Annotated in this window: 12 protein-coding genes; 6 read left to right on the top strand and 6 right to left on the bottom strand. The window is 72.0% G+C overall.

The window, feature by feature from the left end:
* Positions 1 to 207 precede the first annotated feature (207 nt).
* The 5 genes from ACFFJC_RS04210 to ACFFJC_RS04190 form a co-directional block, all read right to left on the bottom strand.
* On the bottom strand, positions 208 to 2,718 hold the full coding sequence (locus tag ACFFJC_RS04210; protein WP_379486246.1) for a ligase-associated DNA damage response DEXH box helicase: 2,511 nt from the start codon (positions 2,716 to 2,718) through the stop codon (positions 208 to 210).
* Between the two features lie 60 nt (positions 2,719 to 2,778).
* Positions 2,779 to 4,305, bottom strand: a complete 1,527-nt coding sequence (locus tag ACFFJC_RS04205; protein ID WP_379486245.1) for a phosphomannomutase/phosphoglucomutase — start codon at positions 4,303 to 4,305, stop codon at positions 2,779 to 2,781.
* A 165-nt stretch (positions 4,306 to 4,470) separates the two neighbouring features.
* On the bottom strand, positions 4,471 to 5,067 hold the full coding sequence (locus ACFFJC_RS04200; RefSeq protein ID WP_379486244.1) for a DUF1993 domain-containing protein: 597 nt from the start codon (positions 5,065 to 5,067) through the stop codon (positions 4,471 to 4,473).
* Positions 5,068 to 5,152: 85 nt separating this feature from the next.
* Entirely contained in the window at positions 5,153 to 5,443 is a 291-nt protein-coding gene (locus tag ACFFJC_RS04195; protein WP_379486243.1) for a molecular chaperone DnaJ, read from the bottom strand.
* 4 nt (positions 5,444 to 5,447) lie between these two features.
* Entirely contained in the window at positions 5,448 to 6,260 is an 813-nt protein-coding gene (locus ACFFJC_RS04190) for a division plane positioning ATPase MipZ (protein ID WP_379486242.1), read from the bottom strand.
* A 136-nt stretch (positions 6,261 to 6,396) separates the two neighbouring features.
* Between ACFFJC_RS04190 and panC the strand changes: the two genes are divergently transcribed.
* The 6 genes from panC (at position 6,397) to ACFFJC_RS04160 (ending at position 12,524) form a co-directional block, all read left to right on the top strand.
* On the top strand, positions 6,397 to 7,278 hold the full coding sequence (gene panC / locus ACFFJC_RS04185; RefSeq protein WP_379486241.1) for a pantoate--beta-alanine ligase: 882 nt from the start codon (positions 6,397 to 6,399) through the stop codon (positions 7,276 to 7,278).
* Between the two features lie 615 nt (positions 7,279 to 7,893).
* Positions 7,894 to 8,580, top strand: a complete 687-nt coding sequence (locus ACFFJC_RS04180; protein ID WP_379486240.1) for a response regulator transcription factor — start codon at positions 7,894 to 7,896, stop codon at positions 8,578 to 8,580.
* Positions 8,577 to 9,932 carry a sensor histidine kinase gene (locus ACFFJC_RS04175; protein WP_379486239.1) on the top strand — a complete coding sequence of 452 codons (1,356 nt, stop codon included), beginning with the start codon at positions 8,577 to 8,579 and terminating at the stop codon, positions 9,930 to 9,932. The genes ACFFJC_RS04180 and ACFFJC_RS04175 overlap by 4 nt, the downstream gene beginning before the upstream one ends.
* The gene (locus ACFFJC_RS04170) at positions 9,929 to 10,513 is read left to right on the top strand and encodes a hypothetical protein (protein WP_379486238.1); all 585 of its coding nucleotides are present in this window, start codon (positions 9,929 to 9,931) and stop codon (positions 10,511 to 10,513) included. Before ACFFJC_RS04175 ends, ACFFJC_RS04170 begins: the two co-directional genes overlap by 4 nt.
* A gap of 95 nt (positions 10,514 to 10,608) precedes the next feature.
* Positions 10,609 to 11,709, top strand: a complete 1,101-nt coding sequence (locus ACFFJC_RS04165; protein WP_379486237.1) for a sensor histidine kinase — start codon at positions 10,609 to 10,611, stop codon at positions 11,707 to 11,709.
* Positions 11,706 to 12,524 carry a LytR/AlgR family response regulator transcription factor gene (locus ACFFJC_RS04160; protein ID WP_379486236.1) on the top strand — a complete coding sequence of 273 codons (819 nt, stop codon included), beginning with the start codon at positions 11,706 to 11,708 and terminating at the stop codon, positions 12,522 to 12,524. The genes ACFFJC_RS04165 and ACFFJC_RS04160 overlap by 4 nt, the downstream gene beginning before the upstream one ends.
* Positions 12,525 to 12,656: 132 nt before the next feature.
* Here ACFFJC_RS04160 and ACFFJC_RS04155 read toward each other — a convergent pair whose 3' ends face one another.
* On the bottom strand, positions 12,657 to 19,781 hold the full coding sequence (locus ACFFJC_RS04155; protein ID WP_379486235.1) for an autotransporter domain-containing protein: 7,125 nt from the start codon (positions 19,779 to 19,781) through the stop codon (positions 12,657 to 12,659).
* Positions 19,782 to 19,852 lie beyond the last annotated feature (71 nt).

Genomic DNA, 19,852 nt, shown 5'->3' with positions numbered 1-19,852 from the left:
GCCGTTTGCGGAAGGCCTTGGTACCTCGACGGATCGCGGTACCCGGAACCGCTCCGGGGGACGCTGTGGGCGTGGTCCACGACTTGCACTCGCGTACGGCCTACGACGCCGGCCCGAAACACCGCTTCGGAACGTGCGCACGCTCCGCAGCGGATGGCGGGGCTTATAACCTATATGGTACTGGTTGTCAAGGGCAGCGCTCCGCGCTCAGCCCTCCTTCCGCTCCTCGTCCTCGTCCTGCTCCTCGTCCTCGACCGGGTCCACGCGCATGGCGACCGAGGCGAGGCTCTCGGCCTCCAGCAGCAGATCGTCGTCAGCCGCGCCGGCCGGCAGGTTCTCGCGCCCGATCATCGACAGCGCCGGCACCGCGAGCGGGCTGATGCGGTCCAGCCGGACATGGTCGATCTCGCGCGCCGCGCGGTCGAGCACGTCGGCGACGCGGCCCACGTCGGTCATGCGCGCGCGCGCGTCCGCCCAGGCCGCCTCGATCAGCAGGTGGTCGGGCTCGTACTTGCGCAGCACGTCGTAGATGAGGTCGGTGGAGAAGGTGACCTGCCGCCCCGACTTGCGCTTGCCCGGGTGCTGCCGCTCGACCAGGCCGGAGATCACCGCAACCTCGCGGAACGCCCGGCGCAGGAGGTACGACTGCTGCACCCAGTCGACGAACTCGTGCGTCAGGATGTCGGGCGAGAGCAGCGCGGCGGGGTCCTCGACCGGCTTCAGGCCCCAGACGATCAGCGTGTAGTCGGTGGCGACGAAGCCCAGCGGCCCCAGCCCGCGGTCTTCCATGCGCCGGGTCACCAGCATGCCCAGCGACTGGTTCGCGTTCCAGCCCTCGAACGTGTAGTAGCTGGTATAGGCGAGCTCGCGGTGCGGGAAGCTCTCCACCAGCAGCCGCCCCGGCGCGGGCAGGTGCGAGCGCCAGTCCTGCACTTCCAGCCATTCGCGCACGTCCTCGGGGAAGCGCGCCCAGCCCGCCCGGTCCGACAGCATCGTCCGGACCCGGTCGGCCAGGTGGGTCGATATGGGCATGCGCTGGCCCATGTAGCTGGGGATCGTGGCCGAGCGCCTGGCCGCGCGCACGATCAGCTCGAGGTCCTTGAGCGCCTCCACCTCCAGGTCCATGCCCGCGAAGCGGAAGGTGTCGCCCGGCTCCAGGCTGGCGCCGAAGCCTTCCTCCACCTTCCCGAGCGACCGGCCGTTGCGGAAGCGCACCTCCAGCATCTCGGCATCGACGATGATGCCGGCGTTCAGCCGGTGCCGCGCGGCATGCTCGGGATGAGCCAGGCGCCAGGTGCCGTCCTTCTCGCGCACGATGCGGCGGAACTTGTCGTAGCTGCGCAGCGCGTACCCGCCGGTGGCGACGAAGGCCAGCACGCGCGCGAAGACGGTCTCGTCCACCCAGGCGTAGGCGAGGCTGGAACGGACTTCCGCCAGCAGGTCCTCTTCGCGGAAGGGTCCCGCGCAAGCCACCGCCATGACATGCTGGGCCAGCACGTCGAGCCCGCCGGGGCGGAACGGATCACCGTCGCGCTGCCCCTCGCGCACCGCCTGCTGCGCCGCGAAGGCCTCCAGGAACTCAAAGCGGTTGCCGGGGACCAGCACCGCCTCGCTCGGCTGGTCGAGCCGGTGGTTCGCGCGCCCGATGCGTTGGAGCAGCCGCGAGGAGCCCTTGGGCGCGCCCATCTGGACGACGAGGTCGATGTCACCCCAGTCGATGCCGAGGTCGAGGCTGGCGGTGCAGACCAGCGCCCGCAGCTTGCCGTCCGCCATCGCCGCCTCGACCTTGCGGCGCGCCTCGCGGCTGAGCGAGCCGTGGTGGATGCCGATCGGCAGGTTGCCTTCGTTGGCGTCCCATAGCTCCTGGAAGATGTATTCCGCCAGGAACCGGGTGTTGGTGAAGACCAGCGTGGTGCGGTGGGCGCGGATCTGCTCGATCAGCTGCGGGATCGCCCAGGTGGCCGCATGGCCGCTCCAGGGGATGCGCTCCTCGCGCGGGAGGAGGATCTCCACTTCCGGCTCGGCGCCGGGCTCGCCGTGGACCAGGTCCACCGCGTCGATCTCGCCCCAGGGCGCCAGCCAGCCGCGGTACTCGTCCGGGTCCGCCAGCGTCGCCGAGAGCGCGGCGCGCCGGGTCGCCGGAGCGATCGCCTGGAGCCGCGCGAGCGAGAGCGCCAGCAGGTCGCCGCGCTTGCCGGTGGCGAAGGCATGGACTTCGTCGATCACCACGTGGCGCAGCCCCGCGAACAGAGCCGGCGCCTCCGGGTAGCTCAGCAGCAGCGACAGCGATTCGGGAGTGGTCAGCAGGACGTGCGGGGGCCGCGCGCGCTGGCGGGCCTTGCGATCGCTGGGCGTGTCGCCGCTGCGGGTCTCGACCCGGATCGGCAGCCCGATCTCCTCGATCGGGGCGATGAGGTTGCGCTGCACATCGGTCGCCAGCGCCTTAAGCGGCGAGACGTAGAGCGTGTGCAGCCCTTCAAGCACCTTGGCGCCGGCGAGGCGCGAGGGGCAGAACGCGGCGAGCGTGGGCAGGAAGCCGGACAGCGTCTTGCCCGCGCCGGTGTCGGCGACGAGCAGCGCGTGGGCGCCCCGGTCCGCGGCGGCGAGCATCTCCTGCTGGTGGCGACGCACGCGCCAGCCGCGCGCGTCGAACCAGGCGGCGATCTCGGGCGGGATGGACCCGGGCTCGGTGTTCGGGGCGGCGTCAGCGGGTGGCATTGCACAAGGATATAGGGGCCCGCGCGGGAAAAGCACCGCGCGCAGGCGATCGGCGTGCGATCATCCCGGCGCGCGCACGATGCCGGAGGCGGCGAGGTGCCGGTCGATCTCGGCCAGCAGGTGCGCGAGCGCCGCGGGCGTGTCGCCCTCGGCGCGGGCGGTGAGCGCAGCCTGGGTGTTGGACGCGCGCAGGAGCCACCAGCCCTGCGCCGTGTCCACCCGCACGCCGTCGAGCGCGTTCACCGCGGCGCCTTCGGCCGCGAGCCGCGCGCGGACCTCCTGGACGACGGCGAACTTGCGCGCCTCCGGTACGGCGAAGCGCAGTTCCGGCGAGGTGTGCGTCGCGGGCATCGCCTGGTGCAGCGCGGTCAGCGAGCGGCGGAGGCGGTGGCAGGCGGCGATCAGGCGCACGGCGGCGTAGAGGCCGTCGTCGAAGCCGTACCAGTCGTCGGCGAAGAACATGTGCCCGCTGGTCTCGCCGCCGAGCAGCGCGCCCGTCGCCTTCATTCTGGACTTGATATGCGAGTGCCCCGAGGGGGCCATCAGCGCCTGCCCGCCGAGCGCCCGCACCGTCTCGAACACCAGGCGGGAGGCCTTGACGTCGGCGATGACGGTGGCGCCGGGATGCCGCGCCAGCACGTCGCGAGCGAAGATGGCGAGCAGCCGGTCGGCGTCGACGATCTGCCCTTGGGCATCCACCACACCAATGCGGTCGGCATCGCCGTCGAAGGCCACTCCGAAATCGAGGTTCTTCGCGGCGACGAGCGCCTGCAGGTCTGCCAGGTTCTCCGGGATTGTGGGATCGGGGTGGTGATGCGGAAACCGGCCGTCGACTTCGGAGTGGAGCAGATAGTGTTCGCCGGGCAGCAGCGATGCGAGCCTCTCCAGCGCGGGGCCGGCGGCCCCGTTGCCGGCGTCCCAGCCGATCCGCCAGTGCCGAGCCGCTCCCTGGCCTGCGCAGCCCGACTCGTCCCGCTGCGTCTCGTCCCGCTGCGTTTCGTCCCGCTCCGGGGCGTCCCGCTCCGCGGCATCCCCCTGCGCGCCCTCACCGCCCGCGGCATCGCCCGCACCGCCGGGCTGGCCCTCGACCAGGCGGGCGACGTAAGCGGGCAGGACATCGCGCGTCTCCTCCCGCCCGCGGGCACCGCCAGGGCCGGCGCCTTCCTCGCCCTTCGCCGCCGCCGCGCCAAGCCGCTGGATGTCGGGGCCAAAGAATGGCCGGCCGGCAAGTACCATCTTGAAGCCGTTATGATCGGGTGGATTGTGGCTGCCGGTTACCTGAATGCCGCCCTGCACCTCTGGGATTGACGCTTCGGCGAAGTAGAGCATCGGGGTGGGACCCAGGCCGATGCGCACCACGTCGATCCCGCCGGCCAGCAGCCCCCCCACCAGCGCGGCCTCCAGCGCCGGGGAACTGAGCCGGCCATCCCGGCCGACCACCACCTTGCCGCCGCCCGCACGGCGCACCTCCGCGGCGAAGCAGCGGCCGATCGCCTGCGCATCCGCCTCGAACAGCGTCTCGCCATGGACGCCGCGGATGTCGTATTCGCGCAGGATCGAAGGGTGGAAGGCATGGCCATGGCTCATGGCGCACCATCTGCCCCAGCGCAGGCGGGGCAGGCAAGCCTTGGCGCGCGAAGCCAGATCGCTGCCGTCCGCTCGCACGAGGTCGCCGCCGAGCCCGGTGCCACCACCGCTTCACCGGTCAGGACCGGCCGCAGAACACCGCGCCGCCGCTCCCCGGCGCGGGTCTCAGGCGGCCGGCGCCGTCTCGGCCCGCAGGAAGGGGAGCATGTGCGCGACGTAGTCCGCCTTGCCCAGCACCACGCCCTGGCTGCGCAGGATGGCGTAGGCGGTCATCACGTGGAAGTAGAACTGCGGGATCGCCCAGTCGCGCGCGTATTGCCCGGCGGTCAGATCGAAGACCATGCCGTTGGGAAGAGCGTGGGCCAGGGGCCGCTCCGCTTCGTCAAGGCCATCCGCCGCGGGTTCGCCCTCGGCGCCGTCAGCCGCCAGCGCCTCCACCCGCGCGAGGGTCTCGTCGATGCGGGCACGGGCCTCGGCCAGTGTTCCGGGATGCGCTCCGGCATGGCGGCCTTCGTCGAGCAGGGTCTCGATTGCGGCTGGAAAGGCCTCTCCCCTCAGCCGGTACATGCCCTCGTGCGCCTGCACGCAGGCGAAGCGGATCTGGGTGGACAGCGGGTACATGTCCGGCGCCAGGCTGGCGCGCAGGAGCGCCTCCCGCGCCGTGTGGTCGTGCGCGAACTGCTCCCCCGCCTTGTCCAGCCATGCCCCGAGCGCCGAAAGCATCTGCACGTAAGTGGGAGCGAGAAGGGTCTTCAATTTCATGTCTGGCGTTCCTCGCTCCACGGCGATCCGCCCGGCGTCGGTGGATTGTGCCGGGGCATCCGCCGCAGCACTTGGGAGGACCCGGTCACCCGGCCTCGGCGGCAAGCTGGGCGAGCAGCAGGTCGCGCGCGGCATTGGCCTCGTGGACCTGCTCGTTGCTGCCGCCGCGGTCGGGATGGATCGCGGCCAGGCGGCGACGGTGGGCCTCGACGATTTCGCGGCGGCTGGCGTCCGCCTCCACGCCGAGCAGGACGCGTGCCCGCGCGGCCTCGAACGAGGGAGCCGCCTTGCCGACCCGCGGCTGCCAGGGCCAGCGTCCGGAGTAGAGCCGCCACGCGATGCAGCCGAGCGCGACGAGCCAGAGCAGCTTGACCATGGCGTCAGGCGCTGGCGGCGAGCGCGAGTTCGGACTGGCTGCGCCCGGGCATCGGCAGCTTGAGCCCCGCGAGCAGGCCCCGCACTTCCTGCCGGGCGACGAGGTGGCTGGTTCCCAGGTCGCCCAAGTGGCCCTTGTCGAGCAAGGTCAGGCCCGAGGGGAACAGCTCGCGAAAGATGACGCGCTCGGACAGGCCGGCCGAGATGCGAAAGCCCGCGCGCTTCGATAGTTCCTGCAGCGCGCCGTCGATGCGCCGCATGTTGCGCGCCTCCACGTGCTGCACGCGGTTGCGCACCACCACCCAGTCGAGCTCGCGTCGCCCCTCGGCGATGGTCTTGAGCCCGCGCTTCTTGCGCGCCTCCCACATCACCTCGGCATAGAACGACAGCTTCTTCACCTTGAACGTCTCGCTCTCGACCTGTCCCAGCAGGTCGAAGTCGACGAAGCTGTCGTTCAGCGGGGTGACCAGCGTGTCGGCGGTGGTGGCCACGTGGCGGGCGAAGGCATCGTCGCGGCCCGGGGTGTCGAACACCAGGAAGTCGTAGCCTTGCGCGATCTGTTCGGCGAGGTCGTCCAGCTCGTCGACATCGTCGCCGTCGTAGACCGCGAATCGTGCGCCGGGCAGCGCGATCTCGCGCTTGCGTTCGGTCTCCACGCGGTTCTCGAGGTAGCGGAACAGCGTGCGCTGGCGCGGGTCCAGGTCGATGCAGGCGACGTTCGCGCCCTGGTAGGCGAGCGCGATGGCGACATGGACGGCGGTGGTGGACTTGCCGGTGCCGCCCTTCTCGTTGGCGAAGACGATGCGATGCGCTGTCACGGGACCGTTACGCTTTCCTGCTCGCGGCCCGGCGGAAGCCGGTCCGACCGTTTCAATTTCGTTGCCCCCGCTGGCGCGCAGCGGCTAAGGCCGGGCGCCGTCGGTCAGCCCCATCATACCGGAGCAGCGAACCCCAATGCAAATCGTCCACAGCCTTGATCCACTGCGCAATGCGGTCGCCACGCTTCGCCAGGTCGGCACGCAGGCCGGCACGCGGGCCGGCACGGTGGCCCTGGTGCCGACGATGGGGGCGCTGCATGACGGCCATCTGACGCTGGTCCGTGAAGCCCGCCGCCAGGCCGATGCGGTGGTCGTGTCGATCTTCGTCAATCCGCTCCAGTTCGGCGCCAACGAGGACCTCGATGCGTACCCCCGGCAGCTCGAGCGCGACAGCCGCCTGCTCGAGGCCGAGGGCGTCGATCTGCTCTGGGCCCCGACGGTGGAGGTCATGTACCCGGACGGGTTCGCCTCCAGCATCGCCGTCGCCGGCGTGAGCGAAGGCCTGTGCGGCGGGGCGCGGCCCGGCCATTTCGACGGAGTGGCGACCGTGGTGTGCAAGCTGTTCAACCAGGTGCTGCCCGACCTCGCCCTCTTCGGCGAGAAGGACTGGCAGCAGCTGGCCGTGATCCGCCGCATGGCGCGCGACCTCGACCTCACCCGCCCCGCCGCCGATTCGATCCTGGCCGTGCCCACCGTGCGCGAGGCCGACGGGCTCGCGATGTCCTCGCGCAACGCCTATCTCTCCGCGCCGGACCGGGCCCGGGCGGCGGCCCTGCCGGCCGCCATGCGCACCGCGATCGCGGCGATCGAGGCGGGCGAAGATGTCGCAGCGGCGCTGGCCCGGCTGGAGGCGGACCTTGCCAAGGGCGGGTTCGGCAGCGTCGACTATGCGCAGCTGCGCGATGCTCGCAGCCTCGAGCCCCTGGATGCCCGCTCCCAAGCGCCGATGCGGCTGCTGGTCGCGGCGCGGATCGGCGGGACCCGCCTGATCGACAACATGGCCGTCGCGCCCGCCTGAGGCGCGCCGGGGCCGGCCTGTGCCCCCGTGTTGACTCAGCCGGTCCGAGACATAGGATCGCAGGCGCCAAGGGCAGGTGCGCCCTCGTCGTCGCGAGCGCGCGGCGGGGGTAACAGGCATTGTCAGGGGACCCGGCGCGACCGGTGGTCTAATGCGGGGTCGCGCGCAGGATGGGGACATCGCGGGACGGGTCCGCAGGCAGGTCGGGGCTGCAGCCGAGGCGCTGGACGGAGCAGGGCCGGGGCTGGGGAACATGACGATTCGCGAAGGACATTCAGATCGGCCCACGGCTGGCACAGCTGCGGTTGGCGCCGCTGCGGCGGCACGGCGCGCCGGCGGCAGGAGCGCTGTCGCACCGCCGCCCGCGTCGGCCGGGAGCATGGTAGCGCACGGGAAAGCGTTTCGGTGCCGGGCATGCCGCCGTCCCAGTCCCCTTGGGCGGCACCCGGTGCCACCCCGCCCGGCGGCGGCCGGCGGACCTGGGGGGCATACGGGACGGGAGGGTCTCGTGGCCCGCAGCGGTCCGGCGGCCGCCGTCGGCACCGGTCTCGAAACTGGGATCAGCGCCGGGACCAGCACCGGCTCCGGACGGCGCGTCCGGCCGGAGGCTCGCGCGTGAGCGGCCTCAGCATCCTCTACATCGAGGACGACGCGCGCGCCGCCTCGCAGGTGGGCGAACTCGCCACCCGCTCGGGCGACAGCGTGACCTGGTGCGCCACCGGCGGTGACGGGCTCAAGCGCGCCGGGGCCGAGCGCTTCGACGTCATCATCCTCGACCGCATGCTCCCCGACCTCGACGGCATCACCATCCTGTCGCGCCTGCGCGAGAGCGGCGTCGGAACGCCGGTCCTGCTGCTCTCGGCGCTGGGCCGGACCTCGGACCGCGCCGAAGGCCTCGACGCGGGGGCGGACGACTATCTCGCCAAGCCGTTCGAGGGGGAGGAACTGCTCGCGCGCCTGCGGGCGCTGCATCGCCGCGCTTCGGGGCGCGAGCATTCGGCGGTGATCCTCTATGGCGCCTTCGAGTGCCACGTGAAGGCGCGCACCGCCTTTCGCGACAATCGCCACCTCTCGCTCAGCCCGAAGGAATTCGAGCTGTTCCGCTACTTCATGGAGAACGCAGGCGAGGTGCTGACGCGCGAGATGCTGCTGCGCGACGTGTGGAAGATGAACTTCGATCCGCAGACCAACGTGGTCGACGTCAACATCGGCCGCCTGCGCCGCAAGCTCGAGGACGGCTTCGACACGCCCGCGCTGGAGACCATCTGGGGTTCGGGCTACAGGCTGCTGGACGGGCGGTGAGCCGCCTCTTCGTCATCCGCAAGTCCATCTTCGCGCAGATCGTCCTCTGGGCCATCGCGACGGCGGCGATCATCACCTTCGGGCTGTGGCTGCTGACCAACGCGACGATCCAGCGCACCAGCCGGCAGGCGCTGGAGCGGGCGGTGGACGTGGATCTCGCAGGCATGGTCGACATCTACGCCAGCGGCGACGAGCAGGAGCTGGCCGAGCGCATCGCCGACCGCCTGGCGTTGCAGCCGCGCGACGCCGATCCCGCGCACTACCTGCTGGCGGATGCAAAGGGCCGGCGCATCGCCGGCGACATGACCGCCTGGCCCAACCTCCACGCCGGCCTGTCGCAGGCGGGCGAGGTGCGCATCGCGGGCAACCGCCACGCGTATGCCCGCGCCACCCAGCTCAGCCCCGACCTGCGGCTGCTGGTCGCGCACGAGCACCGCGACATCGGCATCCTGCTGCGCCAGGTGGCGCTGGTGTTCCTCACCGGCGGCGTCCTGGCGGTGCTGGCGGTGGCGCTGGGCGGGTGGATGGCCGCGCACCGGCTGGCCGGCCGCATCGAGCGCATCAACGCGGCGTTCCGCCAGCCCGACGACGCCGCGCTGGCGGAGCTGGCGCGCGGTTCGGCGGGGCACGATGAGATCGACGAGCTCACCAGCCATTCGGGCAACGCGCTGGCCCGGCTCAAGCAGCTCGCCGCCGCGCACCGCGAGACCACCGACCACGTCGCGCACGAGATACGCACCCCGCTCATGCACCTCGACAACCGGCTGGTGAAGGCGCTCGCCGCCACCCCGGACGGCGAGACCGCGGCGCGGATCGCCGATGCCCGCACCGAGATCCGCGGCCTCATCCGCATGCTCGAGTCGCTGCTCGACATCGCCGCCAGCGAGGCGCGGCGGGGCGACCGGCACGGGCTCGCGCCGGTCGACCTCAGCGCGCTCGCCACGCGGCTGGGCGAGCTATACGCCGACAGCGCCGAGGAATCCGGCCACCGCTTCCAGCTCGACATCACGCCCGGCGTGGTGGTGGAGGGAGAGGAGATGCAGCTCACCCGACTGGTCACCAACCTGCTCGACAACGCCTTCAAGTTCGTGCCGAGTGGTGGTACAGTGTCGCTGAAGCTGGACCGGGGGCCCCTGCTCGTCGTCAGCGACGACGGACCCGGGATTCCCGAGGACCAGCGCGAAAGCATTTTCGAGAAGTTCGGCCGGGGCGGGAACTGCTTCGGCACGGAAGGGGCGGGCCTCGGCCTCGCCCTGTGCCGCGCGATCGCCGAGCGCCACCATCTGGAGATCACGCTGGCCCCGTCGCAGCGGGGCGCCCGTTTCACCGTCAGCCCGGAGTCCAAGCGATGAGCGTCGCGTCGCGCAAGCCCATGGTTCTCGCCGGAGCGGCCGCCTTCCTCGCCGCCGCCGCGCCTGCTCCCCTCGTTCCCGAGCCCACCCCGGAGAACGCGCTCGAGATCGGCGAGCGGGTGGCCCTGGCGCTCGCGACCGCGCGCACCGCGCAGGACAGTCCCGACCGCGCCGGCCTCGCCGAGGCCCTGGGCGTGATCGCGCGCGCCGGCGCCCGCCCGATCGACGATTGGGCGGGTGAAGACCCGGTCCCCGCCTGGCGCGCGCTCGTCCCCGTCGCGGACAGCCCGCTGCGCGGCAGCCCGCTGGGACCCGGCTACCGCACCGGCAAGGCCCTCCCCGGCCGCAGCGACAGCTTCGAGCAGGTGTTCCTCTCCGGCAAGAAGGCGAGCATCGCCCTGTCCACCCCCGGCGACACGCCGGTCACGCTGCAGGTCCTCGACGCCGATCGCCGGCCGGTCTGCACCACCGCCGACGCGCGCCGCGCCTGCCGCTGGATCCCGCTGTTTACCCAGCGCTACGTGATCGAGGTACGCAACGGCGGCAACCGCGTGGCCGAGTACTTCCTCGTCGTCGAGTGACCGTCCGCTGCCACGCGGCCGGTTGCGACCGGGGCGGACCAGGCGGCGACGAAGCCGGTCCCGTGGCGGGCGCGGCCGTGCTATCCTCGACGTGGATGGACGACCCCGACAAGCCTTCCCCGCCTGCACGAGGCAGCGTCGCGATCGGTGCCGCCTTTACGCTCGTGCTGTGGCTGCTGGCCCTGGTGCTGTGGTCGGCCAACGACCTCTCGAAGCCCGGGCCGCTGCCGGGTGCGCTCAAGATCCTGCTGCTCCAGACCTTCGTCGTCGGGATCGCCTTCTCCGCCGTTCTGGGCCTGGCGGTGAACCGGGCCCAGCGGCTGCCGGTGGTGCCCTGCGTCGCCGCGACGGCGGGGGCTGCGCTGTTCATGGGCCTTGCCCACGGCTTCCTCGATGCCCTGCTCGTGCGCGAGTACGCCCGTGCCGAGGGATTCGCCTTCGCGGGGCTGTGGCGCCAGTTCGTCGGCGGGCTGATGCCCTTTCCGCTGCTCTACCTGTTCTACGCCGCGGTGCTCGGGCTGCTGCGCTCGGCCGAGCTCGGCCGCCGCCGCGAGCGCCAGCTGGCCGACGCTCGGCACGCGGCGCAGGAGGCCCGGCTGGCGGCGCTGCGCTTCCAGCTCAACCCGCACTTCCTGTTCAACACGCTGAACGCGATCTCGTCGCTGATCGTCAACGGCCGCAACGAGGACGCCGAAGTCATGACGGTGCGCCTCTCCTCGTTCCTGCGGACCTCGCTGGAGGCGGACATGCAGGGCACGGTGACGCTGGACGAGGAACTGGCCACGCTCCATTCCTATCTCGACATCGAGGCGGTCCGCTTCGGCGAGCGACTGTGCTTCGACGTGCGGTGCCCGGTCCAGCTGCTCGATGCGCAAGTGCCCAGCTTCCTGCTCCAGCCCTTGATCGAGAACGCGGTGAAGTACGGCGTCGCGCCTTCGCGCGGGACGGTGACGATCGCGGTCGAGGTGGTGGCCCATGACGGGCGGCTGGAGATCACCGTGCAGGACGACGGCGGGCGCGCGCTCGCCTCGCGGCCGGCGGCGGGCACCGGGCTCGGGATCGCCAACGTGCGCCAGCGCCTCGCCGCCCACTATGGCGAGGCGGCGCGGCTGGAGGCGCTGGCCCGGCACGACGGCTTCACCGTGCAGATCGCCATGCCTCTCGCTCTCCTGCAGATCCGGGACGCTGCCGAGTGATCCGGGTCCTGCTGGTCGACGACGAGCCGCTCGCGCTGGACCGGCTGAAGGCCGCGATCCGTCCGATCGAGGGCATCGCCGCCATCGCCACCGCGGGCGACGGACCCGAGGCGCTGGAGGCGATCGCCACCGGCGCCTTCGACCTGCTCGTCCTCGACATCCAGATGCCGGGCTGCTCGGGCATGGACGTCGCGCGCCATGTCGCCGCCATGCCGGCGCCGCCCGACATCGTCTTCGTCACCGCCTTCGACCGCTTCGCACCGCAGGCGTTCGAGGTCGAGGCGGTGGACTACCTGCTCAAGCCGGTCAGCTTCGACCGCCTGCGCCTCGCCATCGAGCGCGTGAAGCGCCGCCGCGCCTCGCGCGACGCCGAAGGCCGCGCCGCCGAGCTCGACCTCGTCGTGCGGGCGCTGCGCGAGGAGGCGCGCGCCGGCGCCGCGCCCCAGGGGGCCGCCTACGAGGGCGGGATCTGGATTCCCTGTCGCGGCGGCGCGGTGCGGGTGCCGGTCGAGACCATCGACTGGATCGAGGCGGCCCGCGACTACGTGCTCATCAACACGCCGACGCGCTCGTACATCCTGCGCGCGACGATGACCGAAGTGGCCGGCTGGCTCGACCCCGCGCGCTTCCTGCGCATCCACCGCTCGCATATCGTCAAGCGCGCCGCGGTGGTCTCGATCGACCGCCCTGGCAAGGGCGTCCTGCGCCTGGTCCTGAGCGACGGGGCCTGCCTCCAGGTGGGGCCCAGCTACCAGACTGCGGTGGTCGAGGCGCTCGGCATCGAGAGCGTCACCCGCACTTTCACCGGCGCGTAGCCCCCGGCGGGCGAAAGCCTCGCCTCTCCGCCGCTCCTCCGCCGTATCCCCGACACGGAAACGGGCGGACCGGTTTCCCGGCCCGCCCTCCCCGCCATGGCGCGCAGGGGGTGATCGCGCCATGAGCCCGGATCAGAAGCGGAACGACACCCCGCCGGTGAGGTTGTGGCGCGCGTGATCGCCGAACTCGGCGCGGTAGCCCAGGTTGAGCCGCAGGCTGTCGGAGAGCTGCGCGCTCACGCCGGCGCCCAGGCGCATGCGGGTGCGGTCGGTCTCGGCGCCGTCCACCGTCATCGCGCCGAGATCCGAGACGGCGGCGAAGCCGCCGGTGGCCGTGTCGCTTGCGTCATCGAGGCGATGGCGCAGGCCGACCTCGACCCACGGCCGCAGCATGCCGGCTTGGCGCCCGAGCGTGACCGAAGCATCGGCGAACCAGGCGTTGGCCTTGCCCTCGGCCACGTCGAGCGCGAAGGCGGAGCCGGTCTCGCGCACTGCGTCGCGCCGGCCCTCGACCCAGGTCACGCCCGCTTGCGGCCGGACCGACCAGTCGCCCACCTCCAGGTCGTAGGACACCGCCGCGTCGGCGACGAAGCCGCCCAGGTCGTACTTGCCGGTGATCGTCTCCTGCGGGCGCACGCTGCGGGTCGTCTTGGCGTCCGATGCATCATAGGCGAGCGCCGCGTGGAGGCCGAGGCCGCCGACGGCGACATCCGCGAAGGCGCCGACGATCACGCCGTCGAGCTTGGTCCGGGCGCCGAGGCCGTCCACCTCCTGCGTCGTGCCGATGCCGCCGATCCAGGCGCCGAAGCGCGAGCCCTGCTCGGTGGCGTAGCCGATGCCGCCCAACGCACCTTGCGTGTCGGACTTGGCCGAGGAGGCGCCGGTGCCGGCATCGCCGCCCTGGCGGCTCCATTGCGCCAGGCCCTGGGCGAAGCCGTACCAGCCCGGCGTGGAGGGTGCGGTGAACGTGACCGTGCGCAGCGCATCGGTGACCGCCAGGCCGTTGTCGATGCTGGCCTGCGAGGCGGTCGCGTAGCTCTCGGGCGTCAGCCGCGCGAAGCCCTCGGGGCGAATCGCACCGGTGGCGTCGGTGAGCTGCGGCAGGATGCCGGTGAAGGCCTGCACCATCTGCCCGTCGCCCAGCAGCCCGTTGGCGTAGTCGATCGCCGTCTGGACGTTCGTCGCGTAGTCGTCGTCGTTCTGGAACTCACCGACGATCTGCACGCGGTTGCCGCGGGTGACCACGTAGCCGAAGATCGTCTCCGACTTGTTGATCGTGGTGAACCCGCCGGTGATGCCGCCGTCCGCGACGATAAGGTCGATCGCGCCGCCGACGGGAGAGGAGCCGAGCGCGCCGGTAATGTCCATGGTGGTGCCGCCGGCGATGGTCAGCTTGCCCGAGATGTCGAGCAGGTCGTGCGCCGTCGGCAGGACCTCCAGCGCCAGGCGCGAGCCGGCGAGGAAGCTGACGTTGCCCTCCACCGTCATGGTGCCCGGCGAGTTGCCCGGCGCCAGGGTGCCGCGCACCTCGATGTCGCCCACGACCTTGCCGGCCGAACCGAACACCGCGCCCTGCGCCACCACCAGCGTCTCGGCCGACGTGATTGTGGTACCCGCCGAGCCCCACAGCGTGCCGCCGGCCACCGTGACGCGCTGGTACGCGGTGTTGCCCGTCAGGCGCAGCGAGCCGCTGCCCAGCTCGAAGCGCTCGAAGCTGTCGAAGCCGGTGCCGTTCCACTCAGTGGGTGCCGTCGCGGTTCCGCCGGTGCGCAGTTCCAGCGTGTCGGTGCCGGCGCCGCCCGAGCGGCTTCCGCTCACGCCGCCGAGGCTGGCGAGCGTCAGCCGGTCGTCGCCCTCGCCCAGGTCGACGTTGCCCGTCACCGTGCCGAGCACGGCCAGGTGGTTCGCGGCGGCGCCTCCGGCAAGGACCGGAACGGTGAGCGTGCTGCCCGCGTCGATCGTCATCTTCGCGCCCAGCAGATCGACGACGTCGAACGCCGCATTGCGGTCGATCACCAGTTCACCCGGGCCGCCGCTCTCCATTTCCTCGAAGCCGGTGGCGTCGACGCTGGAGAACTTGCGGACCTGCTGCGCATTCTGGAACAGCACCAGGCGGTCGGTCCCCTCGCCGCCCTCGATCGCACCGCTGAGGGTGGCGTTGCCTTCGAGCGTGAGGACGTTGTTGCCCGCGCCCATCGTGGTCGTCCCGCTGGTGACCTGCGCCCCTTCATCGATGACGAGGTTGCCTTCGATGGCGATGGTGTCGAACGCGGCGTTGCCCTGGACCACGAGCGTGCCCGCACCCAGGCCGAGCAGGGTCTCGAAGTTGACGACGTGACCGCCCGCCAGCGTGGAGGTCTGGTTGGCGGCGGTGTCGAAGGCAATCGTGTCCGCGCCCGCGCCGCCGTTGGCCACACCCTGGATCGATCCGCCCGCGACGATCAGCGTGTTCTCGCCGCCGTCGAAATTGAGCGTCTGCCCCTGGCCGATGGTGCCGCCCAGCGTCAGCGGCGAGGCGCCGTTGACGTTGATCGTCTCGAAGTTCGCGATGCCGCCCGCGATGGTCGCGGCGCCGGTGAGCTGGAGGGCCAGGGTGTCGTTGCCGGCCCCGCCGTCGAGCGCGCCCGAGAGCGTGCCCTGCAGCTCGATGTCGAGCAGGTCGTCGCCGCCGCCCAGCGAGACGCTGCCGGTGAGCGGGGCGCGCAGGGTGACCGTCTGCGCGCTGTCGTCGCCGATGATGGCGCCGATAGTGTGCGCTCCCTCTCCCGCGGTGAGCGTGAGATCGGCGCCGTCGCGCAGCGTGATGGTGGAGAAGTCCTGCGCCGCGGCGATGGTCAGCAGGCCCTCGCCCGCCACGTCGAGCGATTCGAAGTTGATCACGTCGGGCAGGCCGCTGACGGTGCCGGCGATCTGGAACGCGACGGTGTCGATGCCCTCGCCGCCGTCGATCAGCCCGGTCGCCGTGCCGCCCTGGAGGACCAGGCGATCGTCGCCGGTGCCCAGGTCGATGGCGCCCTGCACCAGACCGCCCTGCTGGAGGGTGACGACGTCGCTGCCGCCGCCCAGCGCGATGGCGCCGCCGACGGTGCCCGCCACGGTGACCTGCTCGGCCGCGTCGGAGCCCAGCAGCACGGTCTCGCTCTGCGCATCGAAGGTCGCGCCTGCGGCCACGGTGACGCTGGAGCCGGCGATGGTGAGCGCGTCCATGTCGGTGGTGCCGCGGATCGACACCGAGCCGGCGCCGCGCTGCGAGAGCGTCTCGAAGCCGCGGAACTGGTCGAAGTCCACCGATCCCTGGCCGTTCAGGTCCACGACAAGGGTGTCGGTGCCGCTGCCGCCATGCGCGATGCCGCTGAACTGGGAGGTGACGCCGTAGACCAGGCTGTCGTCCCCGCTGCCGAGGTCGAGGTCGCCCTGGAGCGTGCCGTAGCTTTCGAACACGTCGTCGCCGGCCCCGAGGCTGACGTTGCCGATGATCGTGCCGCTCGCGCGGTTGACGATGCGGTCGGTGGTGTCGATCGTCTGGATGCCTCCGGCGATGACCGCCTCGCCGCCCACCGGTTCCAGGCCGGAGAGGCTCTCGCCCCCGGCGTAGGCATAGCCGTCCTCGCCGATCACGGTGTCGGCGCCGCCGCGGATCACGCCGGCGTTGTCGAGCTCGAAGAAGCGCAACTCGGCATCGACGTTGCCGCCACCGTAGCCGTCCTCGTCCAGCGCGGCGAGCGTGCCGTAGCCTTCGCTGCCCCCGCCGACCACCAGCACCGCAACCGAGCCCGTGCCGGTCGCCTCGATCACGCCGCCCGCCTGGTTGTCGACGGAGATGATGCCGTAGTCCCGCTCGGCCACCGCCAGAAGACCCGTGGACAGGTCGGCATAGCCTTCGCCCGAGGCACCCGGACCGCTGGCGCGCACCGTGCCGGTGTTGACCAGCTTGGCGGTGACTTGCGGCGTGGCCTCGCCCTCCGGGCAGTCCTCGGCATCGAGCGGCGCGTCCCCGCTGTCGCGGACGAGCATGCCAGTGCCGGCGCGGCCGCTCGCCTCGACCATCCCGGAGTTGGTGAACGCGAGCGTACCTTCCGAGCGGAGGTCCACCGCCCTGCCGTATTCGCCCGCGGCGCTGATGCTGCCGCTGTTGGCGAGCACCGCCTTGCCGCCATAGTTGTCGAGCTCGAGGCCCCGGCCGTCGTCGGCGGTCTGGACCATCTGTCCCGCGTTGGTGAACGCCAGCGATTGGCCGTCGGCGCCGATCGAATCGGTGTAGATGCGCGCCGCGGCACCGCGGTGCGAGGTGATCTTGCCCGAATTGTCGAAGCCGAGCGCGGCATTGCCGTATTCGGCGTAGATCACGACGCCGTCGCCCTGCGCCTCGATCTCGCCCGCGTTGGCGAAGCTGGCCAACCCTTCGGTGGCGTCGACGCCGTCGAAGGCGCTGACGATCTTGCCGGCGTTGACCAGCCGCAGCGTCGATGCCGCCTCCTCGCCGCGCACCTCGATGCCGGCATAGCCGCCCGAACCGTCCTCGGGGATGTCGAAGTTCGCCTCGTTGCGCACGGTCCCGCTGCCGGTGGCCCGCAGCCCGTGGGCCTGGGTCGTCGCCGAGGTGACGGTGACCGCCACGTCGATGCCGGCGGCCTCCACCCCGTGCATCTCGAAACCGGTCGGCAGACCGTTACCGCCCAGGTCGAACGTGCCGCTCTGGGTGAAGGACTGGCCGTAGGCGTCGATGCCCTCGCCCGCCACCAGCGCGCCGCTGAGGTTCAGCGCGGCGCCGCCGCGGACCAAAAGCATGTCGTCGCCGCTGCCCAGGTCGATGTCACCGTCCACCGTGCCGCCCGCCGCGACGTAGAGGTCTTCACCCCCGCCGAGCGCGACATGACCGTTGATGGTGCCCGCGTTCTCGACGGCCTCGCGGCCGTAGGCGCCGACGATGGCCGCGCCCGCCAGGCCCTTGGCGTAGCCCTGCGCGTGTCCGGTGATGACGCCCTGCGCGCCGTTGACGATCCGGGTGGTGCCGTAGCCGGTCGCCTCGATGGCGTTGGCATAGCCGCTGACGATCTCGCCATCGTTGACGATCATGCTGCCCTCGTCGACCTCGACGGCGGTGCCCAGCACGGCGATGCGTCCGGTCCCCTCGGCGCCTCGCTCGTTGCGCAGCACGCCGCTGGAGAGCCGCACGCCGGTGGAGACGTTGCTCGCGGTCGCCGCCTTGTCGTCCTCGGCCAGGGTGCCGCGGTTCACGATCAGGCTGCCGTCGGCATCGAGCAGGATACCGGCCGAAGCGCCGCTCTTGCGGATCTCCGTCCCGTCGCCGACGAGCACTTCGGTGCCGTAGCCGGTCTTGAGCCCGGTGCCACCGGTGAAGCCGATGCCGCCGGCGTCCGCGCGCAGTTCGACCCGGCGGGCATACGTGGCGTCCACCTGGCCCTGCACCCCCGCCGCCAGCACGAGGTCAAGCGCCGCGACGCCTTCGCCGAAATGGGTGGCGCTGGATTCGTCGCTGACGACGATGCTGCCCGTCACGCCCATGTCGACGACGACGCGGCCATCGCCGGCCAGGCGCAGCACGCCCTCGTAGTCTCCCACAGAGCCGTTGCGCAGGACGAGCTCGGTCTGCGCCCCCGCCGCCTCGTAGACGAGACCGTCCTCGAAGCCGGCCACGGCGCCGGTGAACACGTCGCGCGTGCCGCTGGCCCCGGCGCGCAGCCACAGGGTGTCGCTGCCTGCCCCTGTGTCGAGGCTGCCGGTGACGAGACCCGCGGTGTCGAGCACGCCCGCGGCGGACAGCCGGTCGATCGACACGATCAGCGTGTCGTCTCCGCCGCCGAACGCCAGGTCGCCCTGCACGGTGCTGCCTTCGCCCAGCCAGGCGACGTCGCTGCCGCCGCCGAGATTCACGTCGCCTGCGAGCGTGCCGCGGTTGGCGAGCGCGAGCCCGCCGCCGCCGTTCACGTCGACCGCCACGCCGCTCTCGGCGCGCACGGTGCCGCCCTGCGCGTTGACGAAGGTGGAGCGGCCGAACCAGTCGGCGGTGTTGACGGTGACGCCGGCGCCGCTGCCGCCCTCGACCACGCCGGCATTGTCCAGCCGCGCCCCGAGGTTCAGCACGACGCCCGAGCCGGTGCCCGAGATCGTCGCCCCGGCCCGGTTCTCCAGCTGCGCGTAGTAGCCCAGCGAGACGGCGGTGCTGTCTGCCCCGGTCGCGCGGATCTGGCCTTCGTTGGCGCCGCTGCCCTGCAGGTCGAGCGTGACCGAGTCGTCGCCGCTGCCGGTGATCTCGCCCTTGTTGACGAAGGCCGCCTCCAGGCCGTCCAGGCCGAGGCTGTAGGCGGAGACGCCCATGCCGGTCTGGTAGCTGCCGTCGAGGACGATCGCGCCCTCGTTGACGAAGCTCCCGTAGTGATAATCGCTGTAGCCGACATCGACGAGCACCTCGCTGTCGGTGCCGGTCGCCTCGATCCGCCCCCGGTTGACGAAGTTGAGGCCGCGGCCGGTCTCGTCCGCCTCGCCGCTGACGGTCAGCGCCGCGCCGGCGCCCTCGTAGGTGATCGTCGCCAGGCTGGTGACGGTGCCGGTGCCGGTCACGTCGAGGCCGCCGGCGATGGTGCCTTCGGCGATCGTCGCCACCACGTCGCAGCCGCAAAGGTCCAGGGCGAAGCGCTCGAACCCGGTCGGCAGCGCGCCCGGGTCCACGGTCCCGGAGGCGGTCAGGCGGATGCCGAAGCGGTCCAGCCCCTCGCCGCCGCTCAGGCCCCCGGCCGGGAGTGGCGCGAGGGTGTCGCCGCGCTGCTCGATCCAGAACACATCGTCGCCGCCGCCGAGGTCCACGGTCCCCGAGACGCTGCCGCCCAGCTTCTGGTAGAACGCATCGTCATCGTCGCCCAGGATGACGTCGCCCTCGATCGGCTGCTCGTTGACGATCTCGTCGCCCTCGTAGGCCAGGGCGGCGGCGGCGATGCGGACGCTGGGCCTGCTCCTGGTCTGGAGGCGCAGGGCCGTGGTGCCGCGATCGGCGAGGCCGCTGCCGGCGGTCCAGGTCAGCAGGTCCTGGGCATCCACCGGCTGCGCGACGACGTGGGCGCCCGCGGCCTGGGGCTGCAACGCGGCCAGGTGCGCCGCGGAGAGCGGCGGCACCGCAGGGATCTCGTCTGCCGAGGCGGACCTCGCCGGCGATGCCGAGAGCGCGATCGCCATCGCCGCGCTTCCGGCCAGGAGGCGCGCGCGGTCGAGGGGGTAGGGCCGGGGGAAACGGGGGGTCATATTGCTGCTCCGATCTGAATCTTCGCGGCCCGGCCGAACCCGGACGCGTCTGAACAGCGGGGGCAGATGGC

It is taken from the genome of Novosphingobium soli (genome assembly GCF_042432915.1).
In the GTDB taxonomy this organism is placed as follows: domain Bacteria; phylum Pseudomonadota; class Alphaproteobacteria; order Sphingomonadales; family Sphingomonadaceae; genus Novosphingobium; species Novosphingobium soli.
The sequence above is the reverse complement of the archived record's forward strand: the minus strand, read 5'-3'. Positions and strand labels throughout refer to the sequence as shown.

Coding starts and splice junctions, on each gene's coding strand:
- panC (WP_379486241.1), top strand. CDS start 6,397: ATGCAAATCGTCCACAGCCTTGATCCACTGCGCAATGCGGTCGCCACG.
- ACFFJC_RS04170 (WP_379486238.1), top strand. CDS start 9,929: ATGAGCGTCGCGTCGCGCAAGCCCATGGTTCTCGCCGGAGCGGCCGCC.
- ACFFJC_RS04195 (WP_379486243.1), bottom strand. CDS start 5,443: ATGGTCAAGCTGCTCTGGCTCGTCGCGCTCGGCTGCATCGCGTGGCGG.
- ACFFJC_RS04205 (WP_379486245.1), bottom strand. CDS start 4,305: ATGAGCCATGGCCATGCCTTCCACCCTTCGATCCTGCGCGAATACGAC.
- ACFFJC_RS04200 (WP_379486244.1), bottom strand. CDS start 5,067: ATGAAATTGAAGACCCTTCTCGCTCCCACTTACGTGCAGATGCTTTCG.
- ACFFJC_RS04210 (WP_379486246.1), bottom strand. CDS start 2,718: ATGCCACCCGCTGACGCCGCCCCGAACACCGAGCCCGGGTCCATCCCG.
- ACFFJC_RS04155 (WP_379486235.1), bottom strand. CDS start 19,781: ATGACCCCCCGTTTCCCCCGGCCCTACCCCCTCGACCGCGCGCGCCTC.
- ACFFJC_RS04165 (WP_379486237.1), top strand. CDS start 10,609: ATGGACGACCCCGACAAGCCTTCCCCGCCTGCACGAGGCAGCGTCGCG.